This is a genomic window from Pseudomonas sp. ABFPK, from assembly GCF_001586765.1.
GTDB classification, from domain to species: Bacteria; Pseudomonadota; Gammaproteobacteria; order Pseudomonadales; family Pseudomonadaceae; genus Aquipseudomonas; species Aquipseudomonas asiatica.
Genome location: NZ_LQXW01000045.1, coordinates 1 through 18080, shown reverse-complemented (window position 1 = coordinate 18080; position 18080 = coordinate 1). Strand labels below are relative to the sequence as shown.

20 protein-coding genes and 2 pseudogenes are annotated in these 18080 nt (G+C 62.9%); 12 read left to right on the top strand and 10 right to left on the bottom strand.

Annotation, left to right across the window (positions count from 1 at the left end):
- Positions 1-5 precede the first annotated feature (5 nt).
- The 10 genes from WM94_RS22115 (at position 6) to WM94_RS22070 (ending at position 9424) form a co-directional block, all read left to right on the top strand.
- Positions 6-326, top strand: a complete 321-nt coding sequence (locus tag WM94_RS22115; RefSeq protein ID WP_023114198.1) for a hypothetical protein — start codon at positions 6-8, stop codon at positions 324-326.
- On the top strand, positions 323-1708 hold the full coding sequence (gene trbL / locus WM94_RS22110) for a P-type conjugative transfer protein TrbL (RefSeq protein ID WP_023114199.1): 1386 nt from the start codon (positions 323-325) through the stop codon (positions 1706-1708). Before WM94_RS22115 ends, trbL begins: the two co-directional genes overlap by 4 nt.
- 12 nt (positions 1709-1720) lie before the next feature.
- On the top strand, positions 1721-2425 hold the full coding sequence (trbF, locus tag WM94_RS22105) for a conjugal transfer protein TrbF (protein ID WP_023114200.1): 705 nt from the start codon (positions 1721-1723) through the stop codon (positions 2423-2425).
- Positions 2422-3417, top strand: a complete 996-nt coding sequence (gene trbG / locus WM94_RS22100; protein WP_033967817.1) for a P-type conjugative transfer protein TrbG — start codon at positions 2422-2424, stop codon at positions 3415-3417. Before trbF ends, trbG begins: the two co-directional genes overlap by 4 nt.
- Before the next feature lie 2 nt (positions 3418-3419).
- A complete protein-coding gene (locus WM94_RS22095) occupies positions 3420-4694 on the top strand; it encodes a TrbI/VirB10 family protein (protein ID WP_031636881.1) in 1275 nt (424 codons plus the stop codon).
- A complete protein-coding gene (locus WM94_RS22090; RefSeq protein ID WP_031636880.1) occupies positions 4691-4936 on the top strand; it encodes a DUF2274 domain-containing protein in 246 nt (81 codons plus the stop codon). The genes WM94_RS22095 and WM94_RS22090 overlap by 4 nt, the downstream gene beginning before the upstream one ends.
- Before the next feature lie 587 nt (positions 4937-5523).
- Complete coding sequence (locus WM94_RS22085) at positions 5524-6933, top strand: circularly permuted type 2 ATP-grasp protein (RefSeq protein WP_015270106.1); 1410 nt, start codon at positions 5524-5526, stop codon at positions 6931-6933.
- Between the two features lie 3 nt (positions 6934-6936).
- Positions 6937-7887 carry an alpha-E domain-containing protein gene (locus tag WM94_RS22080; protein WP_015270105.1) on the top strand — a complete coding sequence of 317 codons (951 nt, stop codon included), beginning with the start codon at positions 6937-6939 and terminating at the stop codon, positions 7885-7887.
- The gene (locus tag WM94_RS22075) at positions 7884-8663 is read left to right on the top strand and encodes a transglutaminase family protein (protein WP_023660575.1); all 780 of its coding nucleotides are present in this window, start codon (positions 7884-7886) and stop codon (positions 8661-8663) included. The genes WM94_RS22080 and WM94_RS22075 overlap by 4 nt, the downstream gene beginning before the upstream one ends.
- A gap of 41 nt (positions 8664-8704) precedes the next feature.
- Positions 8705-9424 carry a proteasome-type protease gene (locus tag WM94_RS22070; RefSeq protein WP_015270103.1) on the top strand — a complete coding sequence of 240 codons (720 nt, stop codon included), beginning with the start codon at positions 8705-8707 and terminating at the stop codon, positions 9422-9424.
- A gap of 53 nt (positions 9425-9477) precedes the next feature.
- Here WM94_RS22070 and aroE read toward each other — a convergent pair whose 3' ends face one another.
- From aroE to WM94_RS22045, 5 genes are read right to left on the bottom strand one after another with little or no spacing between them, the layout of a single operon-like run.
- Entirely contained in the window at positions 9478-10296 is an 819-nt protein-coding gene (gene aroE, locus WM94_RS22065; protein WP_054573807.1) for a shikimate dehydrogenase, read from the bottom strand.
- Positions 10293-11525, bottom strand: a complete 1233-nt coding sequence (locus WM94_RS22060; RefSeq protein WP_061552113.1) for a CaiB/BaiF CoA-transferase family protein — start codon at positions 11523-11525, stop codon at positions 10293-10295. Before WM94_RS22060 ends, aroE begins: the two co-directional genes overlap by 4 nt.
- Complete coding sequence (locus WM94_RS22055; protein WP_003256790.1) at positions 11522-11977, bottom strand: MaoC family dehydratase; 456 nt, start codon at positions 11975-11977, stop codon at positions 11522-11524. Before WM94_RS22055 ends, WM94_RS22060 begins: the two co-directional genes overlap by 4 nt.
- Positions 11974-12372, bottom strand: a complete 399-nt coding sequence (locus tag WM94_RS22050) for a VOC family protein (protein ID WP_015270100.1) — start codon at positions 12370-12372, stop codon at positions 11974-11976. The genes WM94_RS22055 and WM94_RS22050 overlap by 4 nt, the downstream gene beginning before the upstream one ends.
- Positions 12369-13316 (bottom strand): ketopantoate reductase family protein, encoded by a 948-nt coding sequence (locus WM94_RS22045; RefSeq protein ID WP_061302402.1) that lies wholly within the window; start codon positions 13314-13316, stop codon positions 12369-12371. Before WM94_RS22045 ends, WM94_RS22050 begins: the two co-directional genes overlap by 4 nt.
- 93 nt (positions 13317-13409) lie before the next feature.
- Between WM94_RS22045 and WM94_RS22040 the strand changes: the two genes are divergently transcribed.
- Positions 13410-14321, top strand: a complete 912-nt coding sequence (locus tag WM94_RS22040) for a LysR family transcriptional regulator (RefSeq protein WP_061552112.1) — start codon at positions 13410-13412, stop codon at positions 14319-14321.
- Positions 14322-14479: 158 nt separating this feature from the next.
- Here the strand turns inward: WM94_RS22040 and WM94_RS22035 are convergent, their stop codons facing one another.
- The 5 genes and pseudogenes from WM94_RS22035 to WM94_RS22020 form a co-directional block, all read right to left on the bottom strand.
- Positions 14480-15367, bottom strand: coding sequence for a transporter substrate-binding domain-containing protein (locus tag WM94_RS22035; RefSeq protein WP_061552111.1), 888 nt, complete (start codon positions 15365-15367; stop codon positions 14480-14482).
- Positions 15368-15771: 404 nt separating this feature from the next.
- Positions 15772-15834: pseudogene (locus WM94_RS30900) on the bottom strand (integrase); the annotation flags it as partial.
- 142 nt (positions 15835-15976) lie between these two features.
- The gene (locus WM94_RS22030) at positions 15977-16234 is read right to left on the bottom strand and encodes a DUF2790 domain-containing protein (RefSeq protein ID WP_061552110.1); all 258 of its coding nucleotides are present in this window, start codon (positions 16232-16234) and stop codon (positions 15977-15979) included.
- Between the two features lie 110 nt (positions 16235-16344).
- On the bottom strand, positions 16345-16815 hold the full coding sequence (cynS, locus tag WM94_RS22025; protein ID WP_003256785.1) for a cyanase: 471 nt from the start codon (positions 16813-16815) through the stop codon (positions 16345-16347).
- Between the two features lie 39 nt (positions 16816-16854).
- Positions 16855-17514: a carbonic anhydrase gene (locus WM94_RS22020; protein ID WP_061552109.1), complete on the bottom strand. Its 660-nt coding sequence runs from the start codon at positions 17512-17514 to the stop codon at positions 16855-16857.
- 110 nt (positions 17515-17624) lie between these two features.
- Here WM94_RS22020 and WM94_RS22015 point away from each other — a divergent pair.
- Positions 17625-17954: pseudogene (locus WM94_RS22015) on the top strand (LysR family transcriptional regulator); the annotation flags it as partial.
- Positions 17955-18080 lie beyond the last annotated feature (126 nt).

Genomic DNA, 18080 nt, shown 5'->3' with positions numbered 1-18080 from the left:
CCGCCATGCGATGCGTCCTCGTCCTGTGTGTCGCGCTGCTGGCCGCTTGCGGCGAGCAGCCGGCCGACCACCTTGCCGATGCCCTGGCCGCCGATCCCGTGCGGCTCAAGGCATTGCGCGCGCAATGCGCGGCCGACCGGCAGGCCACGGGCGAGGATGCTTGCCGTGCCGCCGCCGAAGCCTTCCGGCGGCGCTTCTTCTCCGGCCAGGCCGGGCCGGATGAGTACCAGACGCTGGCCGACCTGCCGCCGATCCCGCCGAGCTTCGAGGAGCCGGCCGATGGCATGGCGCCGGCCGATCCCGCCGAACCGGAGGACACGCCATGAATGACGTGACCATCATCGACCAGTTCCTCAACACCTTTGCCGCTTATATCGACTCGGGTTTCGGGCTGCTGCGGGGCGAAGTGGCGTTCCTCACGGCCACGCTAATCGTCATCGACATGACGATCGCCGGCCTGTATTGGGCCATGAGCCATGCCACCGGCCAGGGCGAGGACGTGATCGCCAAGCTGCTGCGCAAGGTGCTCTACGTCGGTGCCTTCGCTTACATCATCAACAACTTCAACTGGCTGGCCAGCATCGTGTTCCGCTCGTTTGCGGGATTGGGCATCACCGCCACCGGCTCGGCCATCACGATGGAGAACTTCTTGCAGCCGGGCCGGCTGGCGAAAACCGGCATCGACGCCGGGGCGCCGATTCTGGAGCAGATCGGCGAGATGGCGGGCTTTCCCGAAGTGTTCGTGAACCTCGACCCCATCGTGGTGATGTTCCTCGCGTGGCTGGTCGTGGTCCTGTGCTTCTTCGTGCTGGCGATCCAACTGTTCATCACGCTGATCGAGTTCAAGCTGACCACGCTCGCCGGATTCGTGCTGGTGCCATTCGCGCTCTGGAACAAGACCGCGTTCCTCGCCGAAAAGGTCTTAGGCAACGTGGTGGCCTCCGGCGTCAAGGTTCTGGTGCTGGCCGTGATCGTCGGGATCGGCTCGGGCTTGTTCGCTCAGTTCCAAGTCCATCCCGCCGAGCCGTCCATCGACCACGCGCTGGTCATCATGCTGGCCTCACTCACGCTGCTGGCGCTGGGGATCTTCGGCCCCGGCATTGCCACGGGCCTCGTGTCCGGTGCGCCGCAACTCGGCGCGGGCGCAATGGCCGGTGCTGCTGTCGGCGCTGCCGGCACGGCCGTCGCCATTGGCGCCGCTGCGACGGGCGTAGGCGGTGCCGTGGCCGCTGGCGCGCGCATGGCCCCGGCTGCCGCCAAGCTGGCCGGCGCTGGTGCGCGTGCCGCCACGTCGGCGGCTGGTAGTGCGAAATCGGCGTTCCAGGCCGGCTCCGCCGCCGCAGGTGGTGGTGCGAAAGGCGCAATGGCGGGCCTGGGCAACGTCGCCAAGACCGGCGCGCAGGCAGCCGGGCGAGGCGCTGCATCCCGCGCTTCCGCTGCCGGGCAACGCATGGCCGCTCCCTTCCGCGCTGGCTGGAATGGCGCTGCTGCCGATAGCGGCGCGGGCGCGGCATCCGGTCAGGGTGCCGCAGGCGAGGCCGCATCCGGCGCCGCTACGGCGCAGACACAGGAACAGCCCGCTTGGGCCAAGCGCCTGCATCGCCGCCAGCAACTCACCCATGCCGCGACCACCACCGCCCACGCGCTGCGCGGTGGCGATGGCGGCGGCTCCGGCCAAGGGCCAAGCCTGCGCGATTCCGATTCATAAGGAGAACTGACCATGCGATTCAAGAAACCGCAGGTGCGCTATGCCGACACGCCGCAGCCTGCCACGCCGTACCAAGCTGCCGGCCAGGTGTGGGACGACCGTATCGGCTCGCCGCGTGTGCAGGCGAAGAACTGGCGGCTGATGGCCTTCGGGTGCCTCACGCTCGCACTTCTGATGGCCGGCGGCCTGGTGTGGCGCTCGGCGCAGTCCATCGTGACGCCTTACGTGGTGGAGGTGGACAACGCGGGCCAGGTGCGCGCCGTGGGCGAAGCCGCCACGCCGTACCGGCCCAACGATGCGCAGACCGCGCACCACATCGCGCGCTTCGTGACGCTGGTGCGCTCGCTGTCCATCGACCCCATTGTCGTCCGCCAGAACTGGCTGGACGCCTACGACTACACGACCGACAAGGGCGCGGCCGTGCTCAACGACTACGCACGGGTCAACGACCCGTTCGCGCGCATCGGCAAGGAGTCGGTGACGGTGCAGATTGCCAGCGTGACCCGTGCCAGCGACACGTCTTTCAACGTGCGCTGGACGGAGCGGCGCTACGTCAACGGCGCCGCCGCAGGCACTGAACGCTGGAACGCCGTGATTTCCATCGTGCAGCAGACGCCACGCACCGAGGAACGCCTGCGCAAGAACCCTCTCGGCATTTACGTCAATGGCCTGTCGTGGAGCCGCGAACTGGATTCTTCCGAAGGAGTAAAACCATGAACCTGTCTTTCCGCTTTTTCGCTTTGCCGTTGATGCTCGCTGCCCTTGCGGGCTGCGCCACGCAGGGCAAGCCACCGCCGACCATCTCGCTCGATGAGCAGCCGGTGCAGGCCCAGCCGCTACCCGAGCCACCCGCGCCGGTGGAGGTGGTGGCCGTGCCCGAGGTGCTGCCGATGCCGGCGCAGTTGAAGCCATTGCCCGAAGCCGAGGACGCCAAGCCCACGCCGGAGCCAGCCGACGAGAAGGTGCGCGTCTCACGGGCCAATGCCGAGGCGCGCGTCGCACCCACGCGCGAGGGATACGTCAACGCGATTCAGGTGTGGCCGTTCACCGATGGCGCGCTCTACCAAGTCTATGCAGCCGTAGGCCGCGTGACCGTGATTTCGCTCCAGCCGAGCGAGGAGCTGGTGACGGTGGCCGCTGGTGATACCGTGCGCTGGATCGTGGGCGATACGTCGAGCGGCAGCGGTGCTGACCTGCGCGTCAATGTGCTGGTCAAGCCGATCCGCTCGGGCCTCAAGACCAATCTCGTCATCACCACCAACCGCAGGACGTACCTGCTGGAGTTGGCTTCGACGGAAAAGACGTGGATGGCGTCGGCTTCTTGGGAGTATCCGCGTGACCGGATGCTGGCCTTGCAGCGCCAAGCGCAGGCGGCCAGCGCCGCCGCGCCGGTGGACTCCGGCTTGTCGCTGGAGAACCTGCGCTTTCGCTACGCGGTCAGCGGCAGCACCCCGCCGTGGAAGCCGCTGCGCGCGTTCGACGACGGCGCGAAGGTCTATATCCAGTTCCCGCCCGGTATCGCGCAAGGCGAGTTGCCGCCGCTGTTCGTGATCGGGCCGGAAGGCGACGGGCAACTGGTCAACTACCGCTTCCGCTCGCCGTACTACATCGTGGATCGGCTGTTCGGCGCCGCCGAACTGCGCCTGGGCGGGGACAAGGGTGACGTGGTGCGAATTGAGCGCACGGACGGCGTTGCGCGGAGGAACTGACCATGAGCCAGGACGACACCCCCGACCTCGCCACGCCACAGGCGGGCAAGGTCGCGCCGGAGGCGGTGGCGCTGCGCGCCCAGCCGCGCCCAGTCACTCGCCTGAATCGGCGCACGCTGGCCATCCTCGTCGGCGGCCTGTCCGTCGCCGTGCTCGGGGCCACGATCTGGTCGCTGCAACCGCAGCGGCGCGGCGCGGGCGAGCAGACCGAGCTTTACAACGTCGATCGTGTCTCGAAGTCCGAAGGGTTGGACGGCCTGCCGGCGGACTACTCGAAGCTGACGCCGAAAGTGCCCGAGCTGGGGCGGCCGCTACCGGGCGACCTCGGCCCGGCCATCGTGAACTCGCAGCAGCCGGCCGTGGCCGCTTACGCGGCCCCTGGCCACGATCCCAACGACGCCTTGCGCAAGGAGGCGGAAGCCGCTGCGGCTTCGTCGGTGTTCTTCCGCTCGGGCGGCCAAGGGCAGGCGGCCGCCACGATAGCGCAGGCGGCGCCGGGTGCGCCCGGCGGTGCAAGCGCACTCGCGGCCTTCGACCCGCTCGCTGCCGGGCCGGCCTCGACGGCGGCCCAGCCCGCCGACCCGACTGCCGTGCAGAACCGGCAAGACCAGAAAGAGGCGTTCCTGAAAGCCGGCTCTACGGAAACCCGCAATTCCGGCAATCTGGCGCTGCCGGCGTCGCCCTATCAGGTGATGGCCGGAACCGTGATCGCCGGGGCGCTGGTGACAGGCATCAAGTCCGATCTTCCGGGCGATGTGATCGCCACCGTCACAGAGCCGGTCTATGACACGGCCACGGGCAAGTTCCTGCTGATCCCGCAGGGGTCGCGCATCCTGGGCAAGTACAACAGCCAGGTCAGCTATGGGCAGAGCCGCGTGCAGGTGGTGTGGAACCGGGTCATCCTGCCGGATACCTCATCGCTGACGCTCGACAACCTTGTGGGCACCGATCCAGCGGGCTACGCCGGCCTGGAGGACGACGTGGACTGGCATTGGAAGCGCATCGTCTCGGGCGCGGTGCTGACGACGCTGCTGGGCGTGGGCGCCGAACTGGCCGCGCCGGAGAACCGCCAGGACGGCAACCGCATCGTCATCGCCGGGCGTGATAGCGCCCAGGACAGCATCAATCAAGTCGGACAGGAGATCACCCGGCGCAACATGAACATCCAGCCGACGCTGACCACGCGGCCCGGCCTGCCGGTGCGGATCATCGTCAACCGGGATCTGGTGCTGCGGCCGTACCAGCCCCTGTTCTTTAACCGGGGAGCTTCGCAATGACCACGACCAAGAAGCTGCGGCTCGGGCCTCTGCCCAAGACCGAGAGTGTCAAGCTGACCTTCGCCTGCCCGGCAAGCCTGAAAGCCGACCTCGACCGCTACGCCTCGCTGCACGCGCAGGCGTATGGCGAGGTGGTCGATGCAGAGAAATTGATCCCGCACATGCTGGAGGCGTTCATGGCGGGGGATCGGGGATTCAGGAAGGGCACGGCGACCCGGAGCGCGCCATCGAAGCCGACATGATGGCGTCACATACCAACGGCATCCATCGAACGCGCAGCCACCGGCTGCGCGTTCTTCATTCTGGATGCCGCCAAGCCTCTTGGGCTATGATGACGCGACAGGCCCGCCGTTCCTCGGCAATCCAGCACGACACGGTGCGATGCGGCTTTCTCTCCCGACGCTCTTATGTGGCTCCTAGCCGACGAAGCCGCGGTTCTGCAAAGCGGCCCCGAAAAGAGCTAACCTACTGTCCCATATACGGTTTCAAGCCCTGCGTGATTTGCGCGAAAGACTTGACACCGGCACTTTTTTGAGGCGCGCCTGTCCCCCCTCCCGACCGTTCCCGCACGGCTGCATGCGGCGCAATCAGCGAATGCAGCAATAAAACCCAAGAGTTTCAAGGTGTTACCGCCAGCCCGTTGCCACTCCAGAACTGTGCCTGGCTTTCGGCACCTTCATTGCAATGGCCTCTTGCGTGCACAACGCACAGCAATTGATCGGATTCGAGACTCACCGCAGACAAAACACCCACCGACCCGCAAGGCCGCACCCTGAAACACGTAGATGAACCGCAATGAAGCTGCCGGCAACGGTGGCAAGGAGTGGGTATGTCCCGGGCATTTTTCAATGAAATGTATGATACGAACGGAAGTTGCCGCCCGCATTACCAGGAGTTCGCCCGCTGGTTGGCAAACACCCCGCTGGAATTGCTGGAGCAACGCCGACGCGAAGCTGACCTGCTGTTTCACCGCGCCGGTATCACCTTCACCTTGTACGGTGACAAAGAGGATACCGAGCGCCTGATCCCCTTTGACATCATCCCGCGCAGCATTCGCGCCAGCGAATGGCGCATGGTCGAGCGCGGCTGTATCCAGCGGGTTCAGGCGTTGAACCTGTTCCTGCAGGACATCTACCACGACCAGCGCATCCTCAAGGCCGGCATCATCCCGCCGGAACAAGTGCTGGCCAACGAAGGCTACCAGATCGCCATGCAGGGCCTGGGCCTGCACCGCGGGCTCTATGCCCATATCGCTGGCGTCGACCTGGTCCGTGACGGGGATGGCAGCTACTTCGTACTGGAGGACAACCTGCGCACCCCCAGCGGGGTCAGCTACATGCTCGAAGACCGCAAGATGATGATGCGGCTGTTCCCCGAGCTGTTCGCCGCACAGCGTATCGCTCCCATCGACCACTACCCCAACCTGCTGCTGGACACGCTCAAGAGCGCAAGCCCACTGGACAACCCCACTGCCGTGTTGCTCACCCCTGGCCGCTTCAACAGTGCCTATTTCGAGCACGCCTTCCTGGCCCGGGAAATGGGCATCGAACTGGTCGAGGGTGCGGACCTGTTCATCCGTGACGAGCACGTCTACATGCGTACTACCGCTGGTCCAAAACAGGTGGATGTGATCTATCGCCGCCTGGACGACGACTACCTCGACCCGCTGTCGTTCAACCCTGACTCGATGCTGGGCGTGCCGGGACTGATTTCGGTGTACCGCGCTGGCAACGTGGTGCTGGCCAATGCGGTAGGCACCGGGGTGGCAGACGACAAGTCGATCTACCCCTATGTCGACGACATGATCCGCTTCTATCTGAGCGAAGAGCCGGTCCTGAACAACGTCCCGACCTGGCAGTGCCGCAGGCCTGCAGAGCTTTCCCATGTCCTGGCCCACCTGCCCGAGCTGGTGGTCAAGGAAACCCAGGGCTCCGGTGGCTACGGCATGTTGGTCGGGCCTGCGGCGACCAGCGCACAGATCGAGGACTTCCGCGCCCGCATCAAGGCCCGCCCGCACGCCTACATCGCTCAACCTACCCTGTGCCTTTCCACATGCCCGACCTTCGTCGACAGCGGCATCGCGCCGCGCCACATCGACTTGCGCCCGTTCGTGCTGTCCGGCAGTGAAACCCGACTGGTGCCAGGCGGCCTTACCCGCGTGGCCCTTCAGGAAGGTTCGCTGGTGGTCAACTCGTCGCAAGGCGGCGGTACCAAGGACACCTGGGTGGTGGAGGACTGAACCATGCTTTCGAGAACTGCTTCCGACCTTTACTGGATGTCGCGCTACCTGGAGCGTGCAGAGAACCTTGCGCGCATGCTCGAGGTCAGTTATTCGCTGTCGCTGATGCCCCAGGCTGGCCGCAGCGACGGCCATGCCGAGCTGGCCATGTCACTGCTGGCATCCGGAACGCTGGACGACTACCGCCGCCGGCACACCGAGCTGGACACCGAGCGCATGCTGCACTTCTTCGCCCTCGATGCGACCAACCCCGGCAGCATCTATTGCTGCCTGCAGGCGGCCAGGACCAATGCCCACGCAGTGCGTGGCCGCATCACTGCCGACATGTGGGAGAACATCAACGCTACCTGGATCGAGATGCGCAACATTGCCAGCAATGGCCTCGGCCGTTATGGCATCAGCCAGTTCTGCGACTGGGTCAAGGAACGCTCGCACCTGTTCCGCGGTGCTACTTCAGGCACCATCATGCGCAACGACGCTTACAGTTTCATCCGCCTGGGGACCTTCCTTGAGCGGGCTGACAACACCCTGCGCCTGCTCGATGCACGCTATGAAATGTTCGGGGAGGCCTCCGAGGAAGTCAGCGATGATTCTGCCCGCGGCTATTACCAATGGAGCGCCTTGCTGCGCGCGCTGACCTCCTACGAAGCCTTCAACGAACTGTATCGTGCCGCACCCAGTGCACGACCGGTGTCCGAGCTGCTATTGCTGCGGGTCGATGTGCCCCGCTCGCTGCATGCCTGCATCGAGGAGCTGGACCAGATCCTTGCCAGCCTGCCGGGCAGCACCGGGCGCGCCGCCCAGCGCATGGCCGCCGAACTCAACGCTCGCCTGCGCTACACCGCGATCGACGAAATACTCGAAGCAGGGTTGCACCCGTGGTTGAGCGACTTCATTGGGCGCATCAATCAACTGGGCCAGGCGGTCCACCACTCCTATCTGGAGGTCGTATGAAACTGTCCATTCGCCACGACACTACCTACAGCTATGCAAGCGATGTGTGCAACAGCATCCAGTTCCTGCGGCTGACGCCACGCAGCAGCGAGCGCCAGCGCATCACTGAATGGCAACTCGACCTGCCCTGCAAGGTCAACGGCCAGATCGACCCGTATGGCAACATCCTGCATGTATTGACCCTGGACAAACCCCATGGCCACCTGGCACTGACCGCCAGCGGCCAGGTAGAAATCGACCCGGATCGCGAGCAAGAGGCCGGCGAACATTCACCCCTGCCCTTCCTGCGCGGCAGCCACCTGACCCAGGCCGATGACACACTCAAGGCCTTCGCCAGCCGACATTGTGGCAAGCACCGTGACCGGGCAGCGCTGATCGGGCTGATGCAAGGTCTGGCCGAGCACATGCCATACAGCCCCGGTGCCACATCGGTGGGCACCACTGCCATCGAAGCGTTCAGCGGCGCTGCCGGGGTGTGCCAGGACCATACCCATGCGTTTCTCGCCTGCGCGCGCAGCCTGGGTATTCCGGCACGCTATGTGTCCGGTTACCTATGTACCGAAGACGAGCAGCACCTGGCCAGCCATGCCTGGGCGGAAGCCTGGGTCGATGACGCCTGGTACAGCTTCGACATCACCAACCGCCTGACCCGGCCAGAACGCCACCTGAAGCTGGCAGTGGGCCTGGACTACCTCGATGCCTGCCCGGTCAGGGGCGTGCGCCGCGGGGGCGGCGCCGAATCGATGCAGGCCAGCGTACACGTGCACCGCCAATGACAGGTGCGGCATCCGTTCATGAAAAAAACAAGGGAAACAGCATGACCTATTGTGTCGCCATGCACCTGGCGGACGGGCTTGTCTTCATCAGCGACTCACGCACCAATGCGGGCATCGACCAGATCGCCAGCTTTGCCAAGCTGTTCGTGTTCGGCGTGCCGGGGGAGCGCCTGATCGTCCTGCAGACCGCCGGCAACCTGGCGACCTCGCAATCGGTGGTGAACCTGCTCCAGCAACGTACGAAGGGCCCCGGCCCCCACCTGTTGAACGTTGCGACGCTCTACGATGCAACGGTACTGGTCGCCGACACCTTGCGCGAGGTGGTCAGCCGTGATCGCAGCAAGCTGTCGGCCGGAATCGACCTGAGCAGTTCGTTCATCGTCGGCGGCCAGATTGCCGGCGGCCCCATGGGCATATACAACGTCTATGCGCAGGGCAATTTCTTCCAGGCCACGCCGGACACCCCGTTCCTGCAACTGGGCGAAAGCAAGTACGGGCGGCCGATTCTCGACCGCAACCTCGGCTACCATATGCCACTCGATGAAGCGTTGCGCTGCGGCCTGATTTCGTTCGACTCGACCATTCGCAGCAACTTGTCGGTGGGCATGCCGTTGGACCTGCTGGTGTATCAGAAGGACAGCCTGGAAACACCGAAACGCCAGCGTATCGCCAGCGACGATGTGTATTACGAGCAGATACGCAGGCAGTGGAGCGACGGGCTCAAAAGACTGTTGGCCGAACTGCCAGCGCCGCCGTACTGATAGGCAGGGCCACTGTGGAAGCGGGCATGCCCGTTCCCACAGTGGCCTTGGTCCTACTCCAGCGGAATAGTCAGGCGATCGATGACGGCGCGGGTTTCTGGCCGTACCCCGCGCCACCAGGCGAAAGCCTCCGCCGCCTGCTCGACCAACATGCCGACACCGTCGGCCAGGCGCACCACCCCCTGCGCCTGGGCCATGCGCAGGAACGGCGTAAGGCCTTTGCCATACGCCAGCTCGTAAGCCAGCTGCGTCGCGCCCAGCACGCCTTCAGGCAGTGGCGGCAGCTCGCCGGTGAGGCTGGCAGAGGTGGCGTTGACCACGATGTCGAAGGACTGTCCCTCCAGCTCCTCATAACGGCTGATGCGCAGCCTTGGATGATCCAGTTCGTTGCGCAGGGCGAGCGCCTTGGCCATGTCACGGTTGGCAAGCACCAGCTCGCTCGGCCCCGCCTGCAGGAACGGCAGCAATGCACCGCGTACCGCACCACCGGCGCCGAGCAACAGTACCCGTCGATTGGCCAGCGGCTCACCGAGGTTTTCCTCGATATCCCGCAGCAAGCCGATGCCGTCGAAGTTTTCGGCAAAGATACGGCCATCCTCGAACTTCAACGCATTGGCCGCCCGCGCCAACTGGGCGCGCTCGCTGCGCTGGTCGGCCAGCTCGAAGGCTCGCAGCTTGAACGGCGCGGTGATGTTCATGCCCAACCCGCCATCACTGCGAAACTGCAGTACCTGAGCCTCGAAGCCCTCGAGCTCGCCCTCCAGCGCGCCATACTCCAGGCACTGGCCGGCAACCTGGGCGAACAGGCCATGAATCAACGGGGACTTGGTGTGGTTGATCGGCCGGCCGATCACTGCATAGCGGTCGCTCATCGTGCATCTCCGTGGGTGAACAGCACACCGTCTGCCTGCATGGCGGTGATTTCTTCAGGGGTGAAACCTAGGCCGGCGGCCACTTCGGCATTGTGCTGACCGAGGTCCGGGGCCACCTGGTGGATCGTGGTGTCGCAGTCGGAAAAGCGGAACGGCAGGTTGGGCAGGCGCAAGGTACCGTAGCGCGGGTGCTGCTGCTCGATGACCATGTTGCGCGCCTGGATCTGCGGGTCAGCCACGACTTCGTCGATGCGCTGCACCTTGGCGCTGGGAATGTCGATGTCATCGAGCAATTGCAGGATATCGGCTACCCGGCGCGCGCCGACCCAGTCACGCACCACGGCCAGGATCGCCTGACGATGGGCGTTGCGGCCATTGAGGCTGTGGTAGCGGCTGTCACTGCCGAACCCAGGCGGGCCACCGTTGGCTTCGAGCATCGCGGCAAAGCGCTTCCAGGCGTCGTCGACCTGGGCAGCGATCACCAGGTCGCCATCGGCGGCGCGAAACACGCCGTACAGGGTGGAGGTCGGCATGTCATGGCCGGTCTGCTCGGGCAGGACGGTACCATCGGACAAGGTGTAGCACTGCACCGCGTATTCATGCATCGACACCAGCGTGTCGTACAAGGCCATGTCGATGTGCTGGCCACGGCCACTGCTCACCCGGCCCAGCAACGCCGCATTGATCGCCGCCACGGCATGAATGCCGGTGTACATGTCGCCAAGGGAAATGCGCAGCAACGGCGGCGCTTCGCCTGGCACGCCGACCATCTGCATGATCCCGCTCTTGGCCTCGGCGATCAGCCCGAAACCGGCGCGGTGGGCATCCGGCCCGGTATGGCCATAGGCGGAGATGGAGCAGTACACCAGACGCGGGTTGCGCGCCGACAGCTCGGCATAGCCCAGGCCCAGTTTGTCCAGGGCGCCGGGGCGATAGTTTTCGATGAACACATCGGCCGAGTCGGTCAGGCGCTGCATGAACGCTTTGCCACGCGGGTCCTTCATGTTCACGCTGACGCCCTGCTTGCCCATGTTCAGCTGCAGGAAGTAACCGCTCTGCTGCTCATCAAGGGTAAATGCATGCTGGCGCCCGGCATCGCCGCTGCCCGGCCGTTCGACCTTGATCACCTCGGCGCCGAGTGCTGCCAGGCAGCGGCCCACATAGGGCCCGGCGAGGAAGTGGCTGTAGTCGATGACGCGGATACCTGCCAATGGCAATGCCTGGCTCATGCCTGCACCCTCCGGGGCACCATCAGCCGGTGCTCGCCACGCTGCACGACTTCGCCGTGCTGGTTGATCAGCTCCGACGGCAAGACCACGATACCCCAGCCCGGTCGGCTGTTGCTCGGGCGCATCGCCCCCACGCGCATGCGCACGTGCAGCACATCGTCGACCTTGATCGGCAGCACGAAGTCCCAGGTCCAGCCCAGCGACATGCCCGGTACAAAGCGGTATTCGCACTGGGTCTTCAGGCCGTCGGCGATCGACAGGCCGAACAGGCCGTGGGCAACCAGGCAGCCGAAATGACTGGCGTTGGCGTAGGCCTCGTCGACATGCACCGGGGTGTGGTCGCCGGTGAGGTCTGCGTAGGCCAGGATACGTTCGCGGGTCACCGTGTAGGTGGGGCTGATGCATTCATCGCCTTCGCGGGCATCGTCCCAGTATCTTTCCACTACGCTCATGCCACCACCTCTGCACGTGGGTCGATGGCCAGTGCCTGGGCGACGCATTTCGCCGGCGATGCCTGAATGAACTCGACCGCAAGGCCGTCAGGCAGGCGCAGCCAGTTGCGGCCCTGGGGCATTTCGCTCACGCCGAAACGCTGTGCGGCGGCCAGGGTAGCTTCGAGGTCCTCGCACATGATGCCCAGGTGCGCCATGCGCCCTTCCGGGCCGGCAAAGTCCGGTTGGTGGATGAACTGCAGGCCACCAAGGGTCCAGTACTGTGCAGGCTGCTCGACGTCACCCTGTATTTCACGCATGGTCATGCCACACACCTCGCTGAAAAAGCGGATGTGCCACTGGATGTCGCGCACCCAGAACGCAACGTGTTCAAGGTAGGCTTTCGGCTGGCTCATGGATTACTCCCCTTCTGCTGATCGGCCATGGCGCGTTCGATGCCCTTGATGCAGGCCACCAGGGTCGCGTTGACCGGCGTGGCCACGCCATGGCGCTGGCCCCAGCGCACGACGGAGCCATTGATGAAATCGATCTCGGTGACCGAACCCTTTTCCAGGCTTTGCAGCATCGAGGTACGGAAGCTTGCCGGCAGGCCTTCGGCGGCCAGCCGCCATGCAGAATCCGGGCTGGTGAGGCTCAGGCGGATGCCTGCTCGTTCAGCGACGGCAATGGCTTCAGCCACCGCTGCCTTGGCGGTGCTTTCCAGCAGCGGCTCGCTGTACAACTGGCCATAACCGAGCCTGGTGATGCCGCTGAGCGCGCCTGTCGCGACGTTGACCAGCAGCTTGTCCCACATGGTGCCGAGAATGTTGTCACTGACCGTGGTGGCGAGCCCGGCACCATTGAAGACCTCGGCGATGGCCTGCACACGCAGCGTCCTCTGGCCGTCGAGCTCGCCGATGAAAGTCTGCTTGCCCGCAACACCGGCGCGGATCGAACCCGGCGCCAGCAGCACGCCACCGACGTAGGTCTTGCCAGCCAGCACCCGCTCACGGCCCACGGCCTCGGCCAGGATGTCTTCATGGCCAAGACCGTTCTGCAGTGACAGCACCAGCGTCTGCGGCCCGATCAGCGCCTTGGCCCCGGCAATCGCCTCGCCGGTGTGGAATGACTTGACCAGCACCACCACCAGGTCGGCCACGCCCACGGTTGCCGCGGCGCAGGCTGCCTTCACCCGGACCTGCCGCTCGCCGCGTTCGTCCTGCACCCGCAGCCCGTGCAGGTTCATCGCCTCGACATGTGCATGGCCACGGTTCAACAGCCAGGTTTCGTGCCCCGCTTCGCTCAAGGCCGCACCAATGGCACAACCCAGGGCGCCGGCGCCCAGAATGCAGATTTTCAAATCGCTGACCTCCTGTGGTTTGCGACTACCTTATGCAGCGAGCCTTATTTCGGCTATACAATGGACTCAATACACTTATTGGATTTCGCAATAATGAGTGCGCTCGACGCTTTGCCCGACCCCAAGCTGCTGCAACTGTTCGATGTGCTGTACCAATGCCGCAGCGTCACTCGCAGTGCTGAACAGCTCGGCCAGAGCCAACCTACCGTGAGCATCTGGTTGGGGCGCTTGCGTGAAGAGTTGAACGACCCACTGTTCGTGCGTACGCCAGGCGGCATGGCGCCAACCCCGCGGGCAGACCAGCTGATCGGGCCATGCCGCGAGGTGCTGGAATCGCTGCGGCGCCTGACTACCTGGGAGCCGCAGTTCGTTCCGGCCACGGCGCAGCGGCGCTTTCGCCTGTGCGTCAGTGATGCCAGCCATATCACCCTGCTGCCCAGCATCCTCAACCACCTGCGCACCCACGCGCCGGGTATTCGCCTGGAAGCTGCACGCATCGATGGCAATACCGAGAGCGCGCTGGAGTCGGGCGAGGCGGACCTGGCCATCGGCTTCGTGCCCTGGCTGGGTGCGGGGATGTATCAGCAAGTGTTGTTCGAGCAGGACTGGGTCTGCCTGAGCAACCCGCTACACCCGCGTTTGAGCAACGGCATGAGCGTGGCGGGTTACCAGGCCGAGGGGCATGTACAAATCAGTGCCGGGACCGGGCAGAAGTTACTGGAGGCCGGCCTGGCGCGGGCCGGCATCGAACGCAGGATCATGCTGGAGCTGCCGGCGTTTCTGGGGTTGGGGATGATTGTCGGGTCGACCGACCTGGTGGCTACGTTGCCACGGCACATCGGCCAGACACTCGCCGACATGCATGGTTTGCACGTGCACGATTGCCCGTTTGCAGTGGATGGTTTCACGGTCAAGCAGCACTGGCACGCACGGTACCAGCAAGACAGCGGGAATCGCTGGATCAGGGAGGTGGTGCGGGGCTTGTTTCAAACAGGGGCCGGTTAGCACACACGGCGAAACCTTCGCTCGCCGAGCTTCCTTCCCTGGAAGCATCGGTGTACGGATCAAGCAGCAGGCTTGAGCACCACCTTCGTCCAGCCATCATCCCGCGCATCAAAATGCTTGTAGGCGCTTCAAAGAAGACGTTTGCAACCACTCAAACTCTACAGCGCTGGTTTGTCACTCCGCGCCTCGAGATTGGCTTTGAGCTGTTCGCTCATCGGCATGTTCAAATTCATCCCTTTTGGAGGAATCGGTGATTGAAACCATTTGGTGTATAGCCTTGCGAATTCACCCGACTTCATGAGACGGGTTATGGTGCCATCGACCAATTCCTTGAATTCAGGATCATCTTTTCGAAGCATGCAGCCATAGGGTTCTACTTGCAGCGCATCACCCACGACTTCGAGCGAGTCGGGATTTTTGGAGTTCGCCATGAGGCCAAACAGGAGGACATCGTCCAGGGCAAGCGCCACGGCACGATCATTCTCAACCAGCGCCAAGGAGTCATCATAGTCTTTGCCCAGGACGACCTGTACGTCTAGATTGTGGTCGGCACTGTATTGACGGAGGACCTTCTCGTTCGTGCTACCGGCGGTGCTGGCAACAGTCTTCCTTGCAAGATCGGCGTAGCTCTTTATGCCGGAGGTCTTCTTGGTTAATAGGCGTGTGCCGGTGTAGAAATGGCTGATTGCAAAAGCCACGTCCTTCCCACGCACGGCGTTGTTAGTGGTGGAACCGCACTCCAGATCGTATGTGCCGTTGACCAGTAACGGAATGCGGGTTTGCGAAGACACAGGAATGTAAACCACTTCCAAGTTCGGCTTCTTGAGCTTTCTACGCACATCAGCAACGATGGCATCGGTCAAATCGACGGAGAAACCGACCGCTTTGCCGGGACTAATCAAGTAGCTGAAAGGTACCGACGCCTCCCGGTAAGACACGGTGATTTTGTTGCTATCGGCAACCTTTTCGAGGGTCTGCGCGTTGGCATGAAATGCGATGGCAGAAGCGGCCAGGATTGTCGCTGCCACGAAATATGAGGTTTTCATAGGGCTCCCTTGAAAGCATGAAAAAGACAAAAACTCATCAAAAACACACTGACACACGTGAAGGTGAGCGCAAATTTCCGGCGTGGCAACGAAAGGTCTTGGTAATAAAAAAAGTACGCCCATGGAGGGTAAATACTTTGCGCCAGATCAAAAACTGATCATCTTGCGACATCGCGCGAATACCATCGGGATGTTCGCTGCGCGTGCATCTTACGGAGAGGCCTGATCGGCGGGTCGTGCTTCCGCGCGTCAGCTTCAGACTGCACGCTGCCGATTGGAGTATTGGGGTTGCGAAAGCGAGGGAAGATGTTCGCTGCCACTTAGGTGCTTCTAAAGCCTGGGGCTTGACGTATCGATCAGCATGGACGCCGAGCGAGGGTTCCGCGTAGCAGTTTGCAAGGCCAGTGCTCCCCATGAGCAATGTCGCGTACGCGAAGCTTGGTCAGATCACAGGCCCGTAGCTTGCTTGGGCGGATCTCCATCTGTCGAAAGCCAGAGAGCCCACAGCGATCTTCGGAGTGGGCTCCTTTCCATGCAGAATATTAAGCTTCGATCGCAGCGCCCCTAATGTCCAGGAGCTCACTGTCAGGCGGAGGTATGGACCGCGCATCAGTTGTCAGAACACCCATTCCCCCCAATGCGGTACTCCATGATATGCCGTTCGCCTTTGGAGTCGTCGTAAGTCAGTTGCATCGGCACAACATCGCAGACATCGGGCACCGGCGTAACAGCCACAACGTGCGCGATATCCAGGTTCTGGGAGTAGCGATAGGGTTCAACCGTAATTTGTGCAGTTTGAGTACCTTGGTCATCGGCCATAGCAACAGAACCAAGGCAGCCTAGGAACAAAACGAGTAACAGTTTCATGGTAATCACCTGTACTGAGGGCGTAAGAAGGCCTGAGCATCCAATCGGTGCTCGGTCGTCATAAACGATTGGGTGTGGCCCGGCGCAGTCAGGCGCCGGGCTGAGCTACATCAGAAGGGCTTGGTAGGCAGGTACTTGCCGTCCAGAGTGATCACAGCGCGATGGCCACCGTCCGGATCTTCGACCTTCTTGATGTCCAGCTTGAAGTTGATGGCACTGATGATGCCGTCGCCGAACTTCTCGTGGACCAGAGCTTTGAGGGTGGTTCCATACACCGAGATCATTTCGTAAAAGCGGTAGATGGTAGGGTCGCTCGGCACTCCGTCGAAGAAGCTGCCGCGGATCGGCATCGATTGCAGCAGTGCAACTTGATCAGCATCGAGGTCGAGCTTATCGCCTACGACCTTCGCGGCGCTTTCAGGCAGCGGATGTTGGCCAAGCAAGGCAGCGGTGACAAAGGCCTCGGACAGGCCGGTACCGTCAACGATCTGCGCAAAGGACAGGTCCTTGCGAGCCTTGGCCAGAATGATAACTTCGGTCAGTTCCTGGCGGGCGGTGCGGGTGGCTTGAGTCTGGATCATGGTGAATCTCCTGGGTAAGTAAAGGTGCAGGTACAGGTTTCAGGCGACGTGCCTGGCTTGCTGGGAAACGGCGTGGACTTCCGGGTTTTCCGCGAGAGACACGAAGGTGCCGGTACTGCCATCAAAGGCGTCGATACGTCCGGTCTCGATGTCATAGATCCAGCCATGCAGGGTCACGCGGCCTTCTTCGAGAGCCAGGCGAACGGATGGGTGGGTCTGTATGTTGGCCAGTTGCGCGATCACGTTCTCGCGCACCATGGAGGCGACTTTGCTGCGCTTATCCAGGTGATGACGGGCCTCATTAACTACCTTGGCCGAGTCGGCGTACCGCAACCAGCCGGCCACAGCGGGCATGTGATCCAGACATTTGCAGGTGGCGATGGCGGTCATCGCGCCGCAGTCGGAGTGGCCGCAGATCACGATGTCTGCAACGTTAAGTCCGGCGACCGCGTATTCGACCGAAGCCGAAACGCCACCCGGCTCTGGCCCATAAGACGGCACGATATTGCCGGCGTTGCGGATTACAAACAGATCGCCTGGCTCGCGTTGGGTGACCAATTCAGGCACCAGCCGGCTATCAGAGCAGGAGATGAAGAGAGCCTTCGGCGCCTGCTGATTGGCAAGGTCCTTGAACAGTTTGACCCGCTCAGGAAAAGCGTTTTTTTGAAACTTCAGAAATCCGTCAATGATCGCTTTCATGGTTGCTGTCTCAATGTCGCTGGGTGTGAGACAAAGATTAAGCAGTGCATGACATAAGGTAAAAGTCTCATTTATTATGAGCCGGATTCGATTATCTTATGGGCTTAGACATGCTCGCTCGACATATCCAGTACTTTCTAGCCGTTGCGGAGCACCTCAGTTTCACGAAAGCTGCAGCGGCGCTGCATGTCTCTCAGCCGGCCCTTTCGCAGCAAGTAAGGCACTTGGAAGAGAGCCTGGGAGCCCAGTTGTTTGACCGATCAGGCCGCACGACGCGTTTGACTGACGCGGGGGATGTCTATCTTCTCTATGCGCGCCGTGCGCATCAGGAATTGCAGGAAGCCAAAAGGGCTATACATGATGTCAGCGACCTCAGCCGTGGCTCATTGCGTGTTGCCGTAACGCCGACGTTTACGAGCTATCTGGTGGGGCCACTCATTGCGGATTCCACGGTCATCTGGCCACCCATTCCATAAGCATCTGACCACCGATTCCACGGTGATCCGGCCACCCATTCCACGCGTATCCGACCACTGATTCCACGGTCATCCGGCCACTCAACCGGG